At 58.8% G+C, this 14,824-nt stretch carries 13 protein-coding genes and 2 pseudogenes; 9 read left to right on the top strand and 6 right to left on the bottom strand.

Annotation, left to right across the window (positions count from 1 at the left end):
• Positions 1-10 precede the first annotated feature (10 nt).
• Positions 11-712, top strand: a complete 702-nt coding sequence (locus FB593_RS16960; RefSeq protein ID WP_019566339.1) for an SDR family NAD(P)-dependent oxidoreductase — start codon at positions 11-13, stop codon at positions 710-712.
• On the opposite strand, the gene FB593_RS16955 is transcribed toward FB593_RS16960, so the two are convergent.
• A complete protein-coding gene (locus tag FB593_RS16955; protein ID WP_019566338.1) occupies positions 706-1,476 on the bottom strand; it encodes an IclR family transcriptional regulator in 771 nt (256 codons plus the stop codon). The genes FB593_RS16960 and FB593_RS16955 overlap by 7 nt on opposite strands.
• Before the next feature lie 175 nt (positions 1,477-1,651).
• Here FB593_RS16955 and FB593_RS16950 point away from each other — a divergent pair, with 175 nt between their 5' ends.
• Genes FB593_RS16950 through FB593_RS16920 form a run of 7 tightly spaced genes read left to right on the top strand, consistent with a single transcriptional unit; the run spans position 1,652 to position 8,935 of the window.
• Entirely contained in the window at positions 1,652-2,485 is an 834-nt protein-coding gene (locus tag FB593_RS16950) for a transporter substrate-binding domain-containing protein (RefSeq protein ID WP_013761261.1), read from the top strand.
• Positions 2,486-2,503: 18 nt separating this feature from the next.
• Positions 2,504-3,220, top strand: coding sequence for an amino acid ABC transporter permease (locus FB593_RS16945; RefSeq protein ID WP_003517557.1), 717 nt, complete (start codon positions 2,504-2,506; stop codon positions 3,218-3,220).
• A 2-nt stretch (positions 3,221-3,222) separates the two neighbouring features.
• Positions 3,223-4,035 (top strand): amino acid ABC transporter permease, encoded by an 813-nt coding sequence (locus FB593_RS16940; protein ID WP_112222085.1) that lies wholly within the window; start codon positions 3,223-3,225, stop codon positions 4,033-4,035.
• Entirely contained in the window at positions 4,032-4,778 is a 747-nt protein-coding gene (locus FB593_RS16935) for an amino acid ABC transporter ATP-binding protein (RefSeq protein ID WP_013761259.1), read from the top strand. Before FB593_RS16940 ends, FB593_RS16935 begins: the two co-directional genes overlap by 4 nt.
• A 45-nt stretch (positions 4,779-4,823) precedes the next feature.
• A complete protein-coding gene (locus tag FB593_RS16930) occupies positions 4,824-6,140 on the top strand; it encodes an NAD(P)/FAD-dependent oxidoreductase (protein WP_013761258.1) in 1,317 nt (438 codons plus the stop codon).
• A gap of 1 nt (position 6,141) precedes the next feature.
• Positions 6,142-7,602 (top strand): lyase family protein, encoded by a 1,461-nt coding sequence (locus FB593_RS16925; RefSeq protein ID WP_112360977.1) that lies wholly within the window; start codon positions 6,142-6,144, stop codon positions 7,600-7,602.
• 4 nt (positions 7,603-7,606) lie between these two features.
• Positions 7,607-8,935 carry an NAD(P)/FAD-dependent oxidoreductase gene (locus tag FB593_RS16920; protein ID WP_112360976.1) on the top strand — a complete coding sequence of 443 codons (1,329 nt, stop codon included), beginning with the start codon at positions 7,607-7,609 and terminating at the stop codon, positions 8,933-8,935.
• A 170-nt stretch (positions 8,936-9,105) separates the two neighbouring features.
• On the opposite strand, the pseudogene FB593_RS28080 reads toward FB593_RS16920, so the two are convergent.
• Positions 9,106-10,020, bottom strand: a pseudogene (locus tag FB593_RS28080) (ABC transporter ATP-binding protein); the annotation flags it as partial.
• A gap of 19 nt (positions 10,021-10,039) precedes the next feature.
• Here FB593_RS28080 and FB593_RS28075 point away from each other — a divergent pair.
• Positions 10,040-10,168: a hypothetical protein gene (locus FB593_RS28075; protein ID WP_414896264.1), complete on the top strand. Its 129-nt coding sequence runs from the start codon at positions 10,040-10,042 to the stop codon at positions 10,166-10,168.
• Here FB593_RS28075 and FB593_RS28070 read toward each other — a convergent pair.
• From FB593_RS28070 to FB593_RS16900, 4 genes and pseudogenes are all read right to left on the bottom strand, one after another.
• Positions 10,135-10,929: pseudogene (locus FB593_RS28070) on the bottom strand (ATP-binding cassette domain-containing protein); the annotation flags it as partial. The gene FB593_RS28075 and the pseudogene FB593_RS28070 overlap by 34 nt on opposite strands.
• Before the next feature lie 17 nt (positions 10,930-10,946).
• Positions 10,947-11,789, bottom strand: a complete 843-nt coding sequence (locus FB593_RS16910) for an ABC transporter permease (protein ID WP_035199211.1) — start codon at positions 11,787-11,789, stop codon at positions 10,947-10,949.
• Complete coding sequence (locus tag FB593_RS16905) at positions 11,786-12,733, bottom strand: ABC transporter permease (RefSeq protein ID WP_013761253.1); 948 nt, start codon at positions 12,731-12,733, stop codon at positions 11,786-11,788. The genes FB593_RS16910 and FB593_RS16905 overlap by 4 nt, the downstream gene beginning before the upstream one ends.
• Before the next feature lie 126 nt (positions 12,734-12,859).
• Positions 12,860-14,389, bottom strand: a complete 1,530-nt coding sequence (locus FB593_RS16900) for an ABC transporter substrate-binding protein (protein WP_145166783.1) — start codon at positions 14,387-14,389, stop codon at positions 12,860-12,862.
• Positions 14,390-14,824 lie beyond the last annotated feature (435 nt).

The raw sequence follows: 14,824 nt of genomic DNA, 5'->3' as shown, positions 1-14,824 counted from the left end.
GAAAACCTATATGACCGACAGGAAAACCGTCCTCATTTCCGGAGGCAATCGCGGTATCGGTGCTGCCACCGGCAGGGCCTTTATGGAGGCCGGCTGGAAGGTCTCGCTTGGAATGCGCACGCCGCTACTGCCGGAATGGGCAGATCCAGCGTTAGTCCACGTGCAGGCCTATGACGCGCTCGCCCCGCAATCGCCTGTCGACTGGGCTGCTGCCGTTCTGGCACGGTTCGGGCGCATCGATGCTGTTGTTGCCAACGCCGGCGTCATGGTGCGCAAGACCGTGGTGGAAGCGACTGACGAGGAGTTCGCCTCATTGATGGACGTCAACGTCAATGGCCCGCGGCGCCTTGTGCAGGCCTGCTGGGACCCGCTAATCGCGTCCGGAGCTGGTCGCGTGGCGATTGTCGCCTCGCTATCGGGGAAAAGGGTCAAATCGGCAGTGTCTGGCGCCTACTCGGTCTCGAAATTCGCAGCCCTTGGCCTGTCGCATGCAATCCGTCATGCCGGTTTCGACAAGGGTGTAAGGGCGACCGCCATATGTCCGGGTTTCGTTGCGACTGATATGGGGCTGCCTCTGGCAGGCGCGACGCCGTCGGACACCCTGACCCAACCTGAAGATATTGCCAGCTCCATCCTGCATGTCGTCAGTTTGCCGAACCGCGCGAGTGTTTCAGAATTCTGGGTCAACTGCCTGCTCGATGACAGCTATTGATCGACGATCGCCGAGATTTCGTCCTTCAGCAGCATCGCATATTGCTCCAGTGTGCCGGGCTCCAGCTTGGCACTTAAAAGTGTGAAGCCCAGGGAAGCGTTTGGCGTTGTACCATCCGAAAAAATCGGCACGGAAACGCCAGCAATCCCGGGTATAAGCTCGCCGACGTCGATTGCATAACCGCGTTCGCGTGTTTCAGCGATCAGTCGGCGCACTTTGTCGGCGGTGAGATCGCGGTAGGCGGCATAGCGCTCGATATTGGCGCGGATGATGAATTCCTGTTCGTCCTCTTCGAGGAAGGCGAGCATGGCAATTGAGCCTGGACCGACGCCAAGCGGGACCGAACCACCGATCGAGCCGGTCAGTGTCGGCACCACGCATTCTCCGTCGCGTCTGTCGAGGCAAACGGAATCGTGGTTCAGCCGGGCCATCAGGTGGATGGTATCGCCGGTTCGGCGCCGAATGCGGGTCAGCGCCATTTCGCAGCGGCTGATGATGCCAGGTCCACGTGCGGCGCGTGCACCGTAAATCGCCATACGCGCGCCCAGCCGGTAACAGCGCTTCCTGTCGTCACGGGCGAGTAGCTTGTGGCCGACCAGCGTGTTGAGGATGCGGTGGCAGGTAGCCGTGTTGAGTCCGGATCTGTTCGTCAGTTCCTTGAGCGTGACGCCTTGTACGCCGCCGTCTGCAACAAGATCGAGAAGAGCTACCGCTCGATCCAGAAGCTGCGCGCCACCGGAGGAAGATTGGGTGGATTTGGCCATATTGTCTCACATTATGAAAATAAAATCTCAATAACTTGTATAATGAGAAAACTGCGTATTCAATGACCAAAATTGAGCAGATTAAATAAGTGAATATTTTGTAGGCAGCTTGATTTTGAAGACGACCTGCGGGTTTCGAGAACGCCAGACCCGCTTGAACAAACAGGGGAACAAAATGAAGAAAAAAGCAGCAAACATTCTCGCAACTACCGCCCTGGCGGCCTTGGGCATGCTGGCGGCCAGTGCCGCGCTCGCCGGTACGCTTGATGACGTCAAGGCCCGCGACAAGCTGATCGTCGGCGTCAAGAACGATTATCCACCTTATGGGTATCTCAACGACAAGGGTGAGATCATCGGCTTCGAAGTCGAACTGGCGAAATACGTCGCCAAGGAACTTCTGGGGTCTTCAGACAAGATCGAATTTGTGCCGGTCGTTGCCGCCAATCGTATCGAGTTCCTGACCGCTGGTCGTATCGATGCGATTTTCGCGACGCTTGGCGTCACGCCGGAGCGCGACAAGGTCATCGATTTCACCACCGCTTACGTATCGTCGCCAGGCCCGGCCGTCATGATGGCCAAAGAAGCGACCACCAGCAAATGGGAGGAACTGAAGGGTAAGCCAGTCTGCGGCATTCAGGGATCCTATTATAACAAGAAGATGACCGAGGAATTCGGAATCCAGCTCGTTGCCTTCAAGACCCAACCGGAGGCCATGCGCGCTTTGCGCGACAATCGTTGCGTAGGTTTTGTCTTCGACCAGATGACCCTTGACCTCAAGGTTCAGGAAGCGGACTGGAAGGGCTACAAGGTCGCCGTCCCCACCTATGAGTATCTGCCGATGGCAGGTGGTATCCGCGAAGGCGACAAGGCGTTCCAGGAGGCTGTGGACAAGGCCATCACCAAGGCGGAAGCCGAAGGCAAGATGATCGCCTGGGAAACCGAGTTCAATATTCCCCACGCCGATTACATTGCCGAGCGCGCCAAGGCTGCCAAAGCAAAACTGAACTGATAGGGTCTGGAGCAGCTATTGTTCGGTCTTGATTATTCCTGGCTTACGGATCCAGCCTATCAGCAATGGCTGCTCACCGGGGTCCTCAACACACTCAAGCTTGCGGCACTGTCATCCAGTGCCGCGATCATCATCGGCCTTCTCGGTGCGCTTGCGCTGACTTTGCGGATTTTCTGGCTGGATGCCATCATCGAGCTGTTCGTGGAGGTGTTCCGCAACACGCCGCCACTGCTGCAGATGCTTTTTGCCTATTTCACGCTGTCGACACTGGGGTTGAAAGTCACCGATCCCTCCACCGGTCTGCAGATGCCGCTACTGAGTGCATTCGCCTGCGCCTCGATTTCGCTCAGCCTGTTCGGCGGAGCGCTGGCGATCGAGGCTTTCAGGTCCGGTATCGAAACCATGCCGCGGTCGATCATAGAAGCGGCCCGGTCGCTCGGATACAGCCGGTGGTCGCGTTTCTGGAAAGTTGAGGCGCCGATCGCTGTGCGCATCAGCCTGCCGGCGATTACCAACATTCTCACCAACCTGTTCAAAACAACCTCTCAGGCTTCGGTCATTACGGTGCCGGAACTGATGTACTACGCCGGCCAGATCTACAACGACACCTTTCGCACACTCGAGGTCATGATCCTCGTGCTCGTCATCTATGTGGGGCTCGTATCCATCCTGACATTTGCAATGTCCAGGCTCGAAGCCTGGATGGCTTTCCCCGGTTATGGAAAGGGACACTGACCATGGCCTCCACCATGACTTACGAAAACAAGAAACGCGCCGTCCTGCTTTTCATCGCGCTTGCGGTGGCAATCTGGATTGCGATCGATGCACTCGCCGGCGGCGCGCAACACTGGAACCGCGTCGCCGTGCGCCTGCCACTGCTCCTGACAGGCTCCGGCTCCGGCTGGCCGATAAGCGGCGGCTTCATCCTCAACATCCTGCTGTCGATTGCCTCCATGGCGGTGGCGACTACCCTTGGCACAGTGATGGGTCTTGCGACGCTCGCAAAATCGCCCTTCATTCGCCTGCCGGCATTTTTCGTCATGAATTTCCTGCGAAACTCGCCTTGGCTCGTCCTGCTTTTCGCGATGCTTTACATTCTTCCTTTCGAGATGAAGATATTCGGCTTCGTCGTTCCTTTCCCGCCTTTCGTAAAGGCGGTCATCGGGCTGGCGTTACCGACGGCGGCAAACTTCTCCGAAGTCATTCGCGGCGCAGTGCAGTCGATCCATAGCGGTCAATGGGAGGCGTCCCGTTCGCTCGGTTACACCCAGCTGCAGATCTATCGTTACGTCATCCTTCCCCAGGCCTTGCGCCGGATGATACCTGGCTGGATGAACCTCTATGCCCTGCTGATGATTGCAACTGCGCTTGCCACGGTCACGGGTATTCAGGACGTTTTGACCATCCTCAACACCTCACTGGCGATGGAGAGCGAACGGGCGCTCGTCTATTTTTATCTGACCATCCTCTTCCTGTTTTTTGCGTATTGCTACCCGATCGCGATCTTCGCGCGGCGCCTGGAGCATGCGGTTAAAGGAGACAATCTATGAACCGCTCCAACGCCCTGATCGAGATCGATGGCATCCGGAAATCTTTCGGCACGTTCGAGGTCCTGAAAGGAATTTCCCTCAGCGTCGGCAAGGGGGAGGCTGTCTGCATCATCGGACCGTCCGGTTCCGGAAAGTCGACCATTTTGCGCTGCATCAACGGCCTGATTCCGGTCAATGAGGGTTTTATCCGGGTGGGAAATCACAAGGTGCACGAGATGCGCACCGAGAAGGCAATGCGGCCATTGCGCCACCAGGTGGCGATGGTGTTCCAGCAGTACAATCTCTTTCCGCATCGCACCGCCCTGGAAAACATCATGATGGCGCCGATCCAAGTGCTCGGCCATGACAAGGCAGAGGTCGCGGATCGCGCCCGGAAGCTTCTCGCCAAGGTGCGCCTGTCGGAAAAGGCCGACAGCTATCCTGGCCAGCTTTCCGGCGGCCAGCAGCAACGCGTGGCTATTGCCCGCGCACTTGCCATGCAGCCGGAAGTCATTCTTTTCGATGAGGTGACTGCCGCCCTGGACCCAGAAACGGTCAAGGAGGTTCTCGTTACGATCCGCGAGCTTGTTGAGGAAGGGCTGACCTGTGTCCTCGTCACCCACGAAATGAAATTCGCGCGTGAGGTTTCACACCGCGTCTGCTTCACCGACCGGGGGTTGATTGTTGAAAGTGCCCCACCCGTCGAGCTGTTCGACCATCCAAAAGATCCGCGCACACGCGAGTTTCTTGGCCAGGTTCTGTGATTGCCCAAAACTCCTGAAAGGCGGGCCTCAGCGGCCCGGTATGCAATGCGTAAGTTTGACGATATCTACGCCGCCGATTTCAAGGAAGCTCCCTATTGGTGGGAGGAGGCCGAGCCGGAGACGAATCTCGAACCCGTTCCCGAGTATGCCGACGTCGTGGTGGTCGGCTCCGGCTATGCCGGTCTTGCTGCCGCAACCCACCTCGCGCGTGCCGGACGCTCCGTTGTCGTGCTGGACAGTGATCGGCTCGGTTCCGGCTGCTCGACGAGGTCCGGCGGAATGGTGTCCAGCGGCCAGAAGCTCGTCGTTGGCGGCGCGATCAAGGGAATTGACCCGGAGTTGATCAACCGGCTTATCGGCGAAAGTAACGAAAGCTTCGAATATCTGAAAATGTTAATCGACACGGAGAAGCTCGATGCCGGGCTGAAGCTGACTGGTCGCTTCTTTGGCGCCCACACCGCAACAGACTACGTGACGCTGAAGCGCCACGGCGCTCTGCTTGCCGAAAAGACTGGCGTGAAGGTCAGCTTCCTTGATCGAGATCAGCAGCGCGCGGCCATCGGTTCGGATTATTATCACGGGGGTATGCTGATAGATGACTATGGCGGCCTGCATCCGGGACTTTACCACAAGGCGCTGCGCGGGCGGGCCAAGGCTGCCGGTGTCATGCTGCGTTCCCACGCCCGTGCTGGCGTCGTTGAGGACGGGCCAAACCGCGATAAGATTGTGCCAACGGCGCGTGGGACGATCCGCACGAAGGATGTGATCGTCGCGACCAATGGCTATACGGCGGATGATGCGACGCCGGAATTGGCGCGCCGGCTCGTGCCCGTAAAGAGCTATCAGATCGCTACCGAGCCGTTGCCGGCCGATCTGATGGCTGAGCTTATCCCGCAGGGCCGCATGATTTCGGACACCCGCCGGGATCTCATCTTCAGCCGACCATCGACGGACGGGACGCGGCTGCTGTTCGGTTCGCGCCCGGGAGTGTTCGAAATGTCGGAAAGGCGCGCCGCAAAGCACATCTATGCCAGGATGCTGGCTGTTTGGCCCCAGCTCGCTGGCGTCAAGATCACCCATTCCTGGGTCGGAAGTGTCGCCATGACGGTTGACAAGCTCGCTCATATCGGTGAGCGCGATGGGGCGAATTTTGCGGTGGGATGCAATGGCAACGGTGTCGCGCTGATGACCTATCTCGGTTATCAGACGGCACGAAAGATCCTGGGCGAGCAAAACGCCAAATCGGCGTTCGACCGGCAAAAATTCACCGCCGTTCCTTTCTATTCCGGCAAGCCATGGTTCCTGCCTGCCTTTACCGGATGGTATCGTCTGCGCGATTTCCTCGACCGGCCGGGGCGTTGAGATGGATGAAGGGCAAGCGGAAATGCGCCTGGAAGAAGATGCGCTCGGAACGCGGCTGATGCCGGCCGCCCTGGCCTATGGCATCCAGACGGCGCGCGCGGTCGAGAATTTCTCGATTTCCGGCCGGACGATCGCCGATATCGAAGGCTTCATCCCGGCGATTATTGCCATAAAGCAGGCTGCCGCACGGGCCAATTGCAGGGCCGGCGACCTTGATCCGCAGATCGCCGGGGCAATCGAAATGGCTGCGAGCGAACACGCCGTAATGCCAGGCAGGCAGGATTTTCCTGTCGATATCTATCATGGCGGCGGCGGTACTGCGGCCAATATGAATGTCAACGAAGTCCTGGCCAACAGGGCAAGTGAAATTCTGACCGGCAGGAAGGGACAGGATCCCGTTCATGCCAATACCCATGTCAACATGGCGCAATCCACTAACGATGTCATTCCCTCGGCAATGAAAATGGCGGTTGGGGGTGAACTGGCTGGCCTCCGCGCAGGTCTGGGCTCTCTCGTCGATGCTCTTCGGGTCAAGGAGAATGCCTTTCGCGACGTGGTCAAGCTTGGTCGAACCTGCTTGCAGGATGCGCTCCCTGTCACTTTCGGTCAGCAGTTTTCAGGTTATTCAGCCGCCTTTGAGCGACAGATGGTGGGGATGTCTGGTCTGGAAGACGTTTGTCTGCGGCTGCCGCTTGGCGCCACTGCCGTCGGCACTGCCTTTGGCGCCTCGCAAGCCTATCGCCGCTTCGTCTTCGAAGAATTGCAGGCACTGACCGGCAAATCTTATCAGCCGGAGGAGAATTTTTTCGACGCGCTGCAAAATGCCGACGATTGGGTGAGGATTTCAGCCGCATTGAAAGCAATCGCCCTGACCCTGTCGAAATTTGCGGCCGATCTGCGCCTGATGTCATCAGGACCGCGGGCGGGGCTTGCCGAGGTCACCCTTCCGGCGGTGCAGCCGGGTTCGTCGATCATGCCGGGCAAAGTCAATCCGGTTATGCCTGAAATGATGATGCAGGTCTCCTTCCGTGTGATCGGTAATGATGCCACAGTCACCCGCGCCGCCGAGGGTGAACTTGACCTCAACGTATGGGAATCGATCATTCTCGAAGCCATCAGCGAAAGCATCCGTTTGATGCGACGCGCGATCCCGCTTTTTGTCTCCCATTGTATCTCGGGGATAATCGTCAATACGGAGCGCGGCCTCAGCGATGCATCCGGATCGCTCGCCCTGTCGACAGCACTGGTGGCGATCTACGGCTATCCGGCGGCATCTGCCGTCGCCAAGCATGCGGCCACCAACGGCCTTTCAGTCCGGGAGGCTTCCGTGGCTTGCGGACTGATGACGCGAGCGGAGGCCGACCTGCTTTTTTCCGATGTTGCAGCATTCGCAGACCCGGACCGGACCGAGCAACGGATCGCCAGCTTCCGCAACCGCACGTCCACCCTCAACAGGCGCTAAAAAAATGTCCAGAATAATTCCTGATGCCGTCTTGCCGTCGAAGACCCTGCCTGCGCACGTGGATGTCGTGGTTATCGGTGGCGGCATCATTGGCGTATCGACAGCGTTGTCTCTGGTCGAGCGTGGCATCAGCGTTGCCGTCTGTGAAAAGGGGCTGATCGCTGGTGAGCAATCGTCCCGGAACTGGGGCTGGGTGCGCCAGATGGGGCGTGATCCGGCCGAGTTGCCGCTTTCCATGGAAAGCTTGAGGCTCTGGAGAGGCATGAACGAGCGGGTCGGCGCCGAAACCGGGTTGCGCCAGTGCGGCATTGCCTATCTGTGCGAGACGGACGCTGACGTCGCCTTTTACGAGGAGTGGCTCCAACATGCCGCCGCAGTGGGTCTCGACTCGCGCATTGTGCGCGGTGAGGCAATGCACGCGCTGGTGCCGGGCATGGGCAGGCAGTTCAAGGCCGTGATGCACACTCCGAGCGATTGCAAGGCCGAACCGTTCATGGCGGTTCCCGCCATGGCACGCGGTGCTGCCGCAAAGGGTGCCCATATCCTCACGGGCTGTGCGGTCCGGTCAATCGAACGCTCCGCCGGGAAGGTAAGCAGTGTGGTGACGGAACATGGCGAAATCCGCTGCTCTTCCGTCGTGCTGGCGGGTGGCGCGTGGTCCAGGCTTTTTGCGGGCAATATGGGAATTGATATTCCGATCCTCAAAATCCTGGGCAGCGTCGCGCGTCTGTCGGGTGTTGATGGCATGACGGATATGCCGGTGGGCGGTAACGATTTCGCCTTCCGTCGCCGTCATGATGGCGGCTTTACGGTAGCGCAGCGCAACGCGGATATCGCGCCCGTCACTCCGGATAGCTTCCGTCTGTTCGCCGACTACCTGCCGTCGCTCGTTAAAAACTGGCGGGCATTACGCTTTCGGACAGGCGGGCAGTTCCTGCGGGAAATGGCGATGCCCCGCCAATGGAAAAGTGACGCTGTGACGCCGTTCGAGCAGATCCGCATTCTCGATCCCGTTCCGTCATCGAAGCTCATTTCCCAAGGTATCGACAAGTTGTCTAAGTCCTTCCCGGCATTTGCAAATGCCCGCATCACGGCTACCTGGGGCGGCCTCATGGATGTCACGCCGGATGCCGTTCCGGTGATCTCTGCTGCAAGTGCCATTCCCGGCCTTTATCTGGCCGTCGGATTTTCCGGCCATGGGTTCGGTATCGGCCCCGGTGCCGGAGCGCTCACGGCTGATCTGGTGACAGGCTCAAAGCCATGCGTCGATCCGGCGCCGTTCCGTCTGGAGCGTTTCGGGCGACTGCACCGCTCGCTGGAGAATTTGCGGTAAGATTTTTAAAGATCAAGAGAGGGCGCCCGGTGCGCGGTCCCGCTTCTGCGAGACGTGCTACAGGCGGGCTGATACTTGCCGCGCCGGTCATCCCGCAGACATCTTACGGCTCGGAAACGTCCAGGTTTCCCGTCAGGCCGTCCAGGCTGATACGGACGCCCAGGGCCAGATCAGGCCCACTCCTCATTCCACACCTGAACCATGTGGCCGGGTGTAACTTCGCGATATTCGCGGTTTGGCGGCGTGAAGGTTTTCGGCCGGATTGGGCTGCGCAACTCTGTATCAGCGAATTTGCGCCGCATATTCCTGCGTGAGGGATCTGGCAGCGGCACGGCCGATAGCAAGCGCCGGGTATAGGGATGTTGCGGATTGGAGAAAACAGCTTCGCGCGGTCCGGTCTCAACGATTTCGCCGAGATACATTACAGCTACGCGATGGCTCATGCGCTCGACAACTGACATATCGTGGGAAATGAACAGCAGGCCGAGTTTCAGTCGCTCCTGAAGGTCCAGTAACAAGTTTACCACCTGAGCCTTGACTGAAACGTCGAGTGCCGAAACCGCCTCATCGGCAATGATGAGTTCGGGTTGGAGCGCCAGCGCTCTTGCGATGCAAATGCGCTGGCGTTGCCCTCCGGAAAACTCATGCGGATAACGGCTCGCCATCGCCCCAGCCAGACCGACTTCGCCAAGCAGATCACGCGCAAGCTTTCGGGCATTGCGGGGCGTTTCCAACCCATGGATCAAGAGAGGCTCCGCGATGGCGTTTTCAACCGTTAGGCGGGGATTGAGGCTGGCGAACGGGTCCTGAAAAATCATCTGAACTTGACGGGACAGGTCCGATCTGGTGAAGGAGCCAACATCCGCGCCGTGGATATGGATTGAGCCGGAATGCGGCCGGTTAAGCCCGGCCAGCAAGCGGCCAGTGGTCGATTTTCCGCAGCCCGATTCACCTACCAGCGCAAGTGTTTCACCTCGCGACAGCGAAAAGCTGACATTTTCGACCGCATGCACGCGCGAGTGCACCATCCGGGTGAAGGCGGATCGCATCTCGAACCGCGCCGACAGGTTCCTGACCTCGAGAAGCTTGCCGCTCGCCGCGTCGATGGTATTGGGCCGCTTCTTCTGTGGCAGTGCCTGTCCTGTTTCCATGTCGATAATCGGGAAAGGACTGGGGCCATCTTCGCCGGCCGAACCGAGTTGCGGCACCGCGGAAAGCAGGGCGCGCGTATAGGGCTTTTGCGGGCTGGCAAAGACTTCTGGTGTCGTGCCGGTCTCAATCTGGTCGCCGCGATACATCACCAGCGTACGGTCGGCGATTTCAGCGACGACACCCATGTCATGGGTGATGAAAAGCACAGCGGTGCCTTCCTCTTCCTGCAGGGTTTTGATGAGGTCGAGGATCTGCGCCTGAATGGTGACGTCGAGCGCCGTGGTCGGTTCGTCGGCAATCAGAAGGGCGGGGCGACAGGCAAGTGCTATCGCAATCATCACGCGCTGGCGCATGCCTCCGGAAAACTGGTGCGGGTAATCGTCGATACGTTTGGCAGAGGAGGGAATCCGCACTTTCTCCATCAGTTTCAAAGTTTCCGTCCGTGCCACGCTTTTCGAAATACCGTTATGGGCAATGAGGGCTTCCGCGATCTGTTCCCCGACGGTCAGTACCGGATTGAGGCTCGTCATCGGTTCCTGGAAGATCATCGCCACCCGGTTGCCACGGATTTCACGCATGCGAGCAGGGGAAGCGCCGATCAGTTCTTCGTCGTCGAGCTTGATCGAGCCTTCGATGCGGCTCGTCTTTTCCGGCAGAAGCTGCATCACGGACAGTGCCGTAACACTCTTGCCGGAACCGCTTTCTCCAACAATCGCAAGTGTTTCCCCGGCACGGATGTCTAGGTTCAGCTCGCGAACAACCGGGTTGAACGTGCCGTCGCGCAGGAATGAGACCTTGAGATTGCGGATGGAGAGGACAGGATGAGGCGTGGTTTCGGTCATTGTCACTTTTTCCTGTTTCATACGCCGCTCTTGCCGCCGCCCGCAAGGACGGCTCCTGCCGCCGAACGCGGGTCGAGCCAGTCGCGCAGCAGATCGCAGACCCCGTTGAGCACGAGGATCATCACGACCAGCGCCAGACAGGGCCAGACAAGCAGCATGGGCTGATGAGCGATGGCCGCCCGGCCGGTTCCGATCATCAGCCCGAGTGAGGGCGAGGGAGGGACGACGCCGAGACCAAGGAAGGACAGGCCCGATTCAAGCACAACCGCCGCCGCCGTGACGAAGCTGGCCTGAACCAGAAGAGGTCCCATGATGTTGGGCAAAATGGTTTTCAACATGATGCGGATGTTACTGGCACCCATGGCCTGTACCGCCTCGACATAATCCTGCGAGCGAACGGTAAGCACGCTGGCATAGGCGATGCGGGTGAAGCCGGGAACGAACACTGCGGCAAGCACGGGGATCAGTGTCATGGGGCCTGGCCCATAAAGGGTTACGGCGAGCATGGCGAGGAGCAGCGGGGGGAAACAGAGCACGACATCCATGGCCCTGAGCGTCAGGATTTCCGGAAAACCTCGCATGTAACCGCCGATAATGCCGAATGCGGTACCGATGACGCCCGAAAGGATGGAGGTCGAGAGGGCGATAAACAGCGAGATACGGATGCCGAAGACCAAACGGGAGAGAATGTCGCGGCCCATTTCATCCTGCCCGAGCGGGAAAGCTGAAGAAGGCCCGGCGAACCGCTGACCCATGGTCATCTTCAGAGGATCTGACAGGGGCAGTACTGGAGCAAGCAGGCATATCAGTGCGATGAGAGCGAGCAGCAGCGGCCAGACGAGACGAAGCGAGCGCGTCATTTGCGAATCCTCGGATCGGTGACACCGTAGACAATATCGACGATGAGGTTGAGCGTGATGAACAGGGCCGAAATGACCAGGATGACCGCGGTAACTGTGGGGTAGTCGCGTGAATTGACGGCGCTGACCAGCATGCCGGAGAGACCCGGCCAGTTGAAGACGTATTCCACCAGCACCGTGCCGCCGAACAGGCCGCCAAGATTGAGCGCGAAGACCGTGATGACCGGCATCAGCGCGTTGCGCAGCACGTGGCGGGCAATGATGCGCCGTTGCGGCAGCCCCTTGGCGCGTGCGGTTCGGACATAATCCAGCGGCAGAACATCGAGCACTGAGGCACGCGCGATGCGCACGACGATCGCCGCAAGACCGAGCGCTATGGCGAAGGCGGGCATTGCCAGCAGGATCAGATGCTTGCCGGGGTCGTCTGAAATATTGACATATCCACCGGCTGGCACCAGCTTCCACATCTGGGCAAAGACCAGAATTATCAATGTACCGGCGACGAAAACCGGGATGCCCTGGGCAAAACCGGCAAGAAAATTCGAGACGCGATCGAAACTGCCGCCCTGTCGCAAGGCTGCGACAACGCCGACCGGTAAGCCGATGATCAAACTGAGGATCGCGGCGGCTGCGATCAGCTCAAGTGTACGCGGCAGGCGTTTGGCAATTTCGGGTGCGACCGGTGAACCGTCGATCATCGAGTTGCCGAGATCAAAGCGAATGAGGCCGGACATCCGATCGACATATTGCGTCAGTATCGGCCGGTCGAGGCCCAGATCGTTGCGCAACTGCGCAACCGAAGCCGCGTCGGGCGTCGAACCTTCTCCTGAAAGCAGCAGTTCAGCCGGATCGCCTGGCACCATATAAATGGAAAGAAAGACGAGGCTGGTAACGACCCAGAGCAGTGCCAGAGAAATGGCAATTCGCTGCAGGAACCAGAACATGAAGACCCTCCGGCAGTCAGCCATGCAACGTCAGCCTGAAAATACTAGCCTTTCAGGCCTCTTCCGCACGGAAGATGAGAAACGGGTGCCCGGACAGGCGAGTGCCGACCGGGCTAATTCCAGATGTTACGACAGCGAAAGCTCGTCGAAAAGGCGACCGGAGAAGGGAGAAATCTGGTCCGGAAGCATATGGAAATTGTTGACGCGCTTCAGGTGGGCAAAGCCGGTGGCGCGGTAGGAAAGACCGCAAAAAGGCGTGTATTCGATGACGAGCTTGTCGACTTCGGCATATATCGCCTTGCGCTTTTCCAGGTCGAACTCCGCACGGCCCTTGGCGAGCAGCTCGGTCAGGCCTGGAACCTCGAAATTGCGTGAGCGGAAGAAGGTCGGCGACAGCGTCGGGTCAATAAGGGCGCTTGTCGCATCCGGATCGAAGGTGTCGAGGCCGAGACCCTGAATGGCGAAATCGCCCTGGCCACGGTTACCCATGGTAACGCGGGTGGACCAGTCGGGCATCGTCAGTGTCACGTTGATGCCGACTTCAGCCAGATGGCCCTGGACGATGACGGCGGTATCGCGGTGCATGCCGTACTGCGCGGTCGAGAGCAAATTGACGGTCACACCTTCTGCACCGGCCTCCTTAATCAGCGCCTTGGCGCGGTCGGGGTCGTAGCTCTGCCCCTTGGCGAGTTCGGCGTTGTAGAACGGCGTCGCGGACGAGCGCGGCACGCCTTCGAGCACTGCGCCACGACCGAAGAACACGCCCTTGACGATCTCTTCGCGGCGAATGGCGAGGGAAACGGCGCGCCGCAGGCGCTGGTCCTTGAACGCACCAGCTCCGTTGAACGACAGGAACATGAAAGCGCCTGTGGCAGCTGTCTCAAGCGCAACACTGGCGTCCTTGTCGAGCTGGTCCATTGCGCTCCACGGAACGTAATCGATCACATCGACATCGCCCGCAGTGATCGCTGCAACACGTAGGTTTTCGTCGGCGTAGGCGGTGACACGAACCTTCTTGAAATGCGGCAAGCCGTCCTTGAAATAATGCGGGGAGGCTTCGAAATCGAGGCCTACGCCCTTTTCTGCATTGGCCAGCGTGAACGGGCCCGCGCCTATGCCATGGTCCTGTTTGTCGGTCGAACCCTTGGCGATAATCTGCAGGAAGGGGTTGGCGAAGAGCGCCGGCAGCGCCGCGTTCGGTGATTTCGTCAGGAGCTTGAAGGTGCGGTCATCGACAATCTCGACCTTTTCGACTTCGAGCATCGCATCACGGGTATAGGCACCGGAGCCCTCCGCCTTGATCTTCTCGATATTCCATTCGATGTCGGCCGAGGTGACGGGCTGGCCGTCGGAGAATTTAACATCCTTCAGCTTGATCACCCAGGCGCGGTCGCCGTCTCGGTCGAAGCTTTCGGCCAGTTCACCCACAAGTTTGCCTTCTGGCGTGTAGGCCATGAGGAAACGGTTGATCAGCGAAGAAACGAGTTGGCCGGCATAGCCGATATTCACCCACGGTTTCAGATGAGCGGGATAGGTGGAAAGGCCGATGCGCAATGTGTCGGAAGAGGCCTGCGCAAAGGATCTGGACGCTCCGATGGCAAATGCGGCACCTGAAGCGGCGGTCAATTTCAGAAGGGTACGGCGATCGAGTATCATGGTTAGTTCCCCATTATGTGTTGATACATGCTTGCCAGCCGGCGTGGACGATTTCGGCGCGCCACCTTTCCGGAAAAGTGTCGGTCCCGGTGGGCGTGATCTGGTCCCGTCGATATCGAAAACAATAAAGAGAGCCTTTTCCGGGTGTCAAGCGAAATTCCATTAATTAATTCATTGGGAAATCCTTGTGTCAAATAACGGAATAAGACCGCAAATTTTTCAACCTCCGGCGTAATTTCGGCTTATAATCTAATTATAGGAATAGCAGAAATATTCTGGTCGTAATAATGGAATTGAGATTGACAAGGGAATGAAGCCGATCATAGGGTCTGAACAACTGGCCCGGATTGCCCGGCAGCCGTTTCTCCGGGGCCGAAGGCTTGGCTTTCGCAGCGGGCGGCGCATGCAATCAAGGCAGTGTCGCACGACCTCCAG

Origin of the sequence: Rhizobium sp. SJZ105 (genome assembly GCF_007828365.1) — a bacterium.
In the GTDB taxonomy this organism is placed as follows: domain Bacteria; phylum Pseudomonadota; class Alphaproteobacteria; order Rhizobiales; family Rhizobiaceae; genus Agrobacterium; species Agrobacterium tumefaciens.
This window is presented reverse-complemented; position numbering and strand designations above follow the sequence as displayed.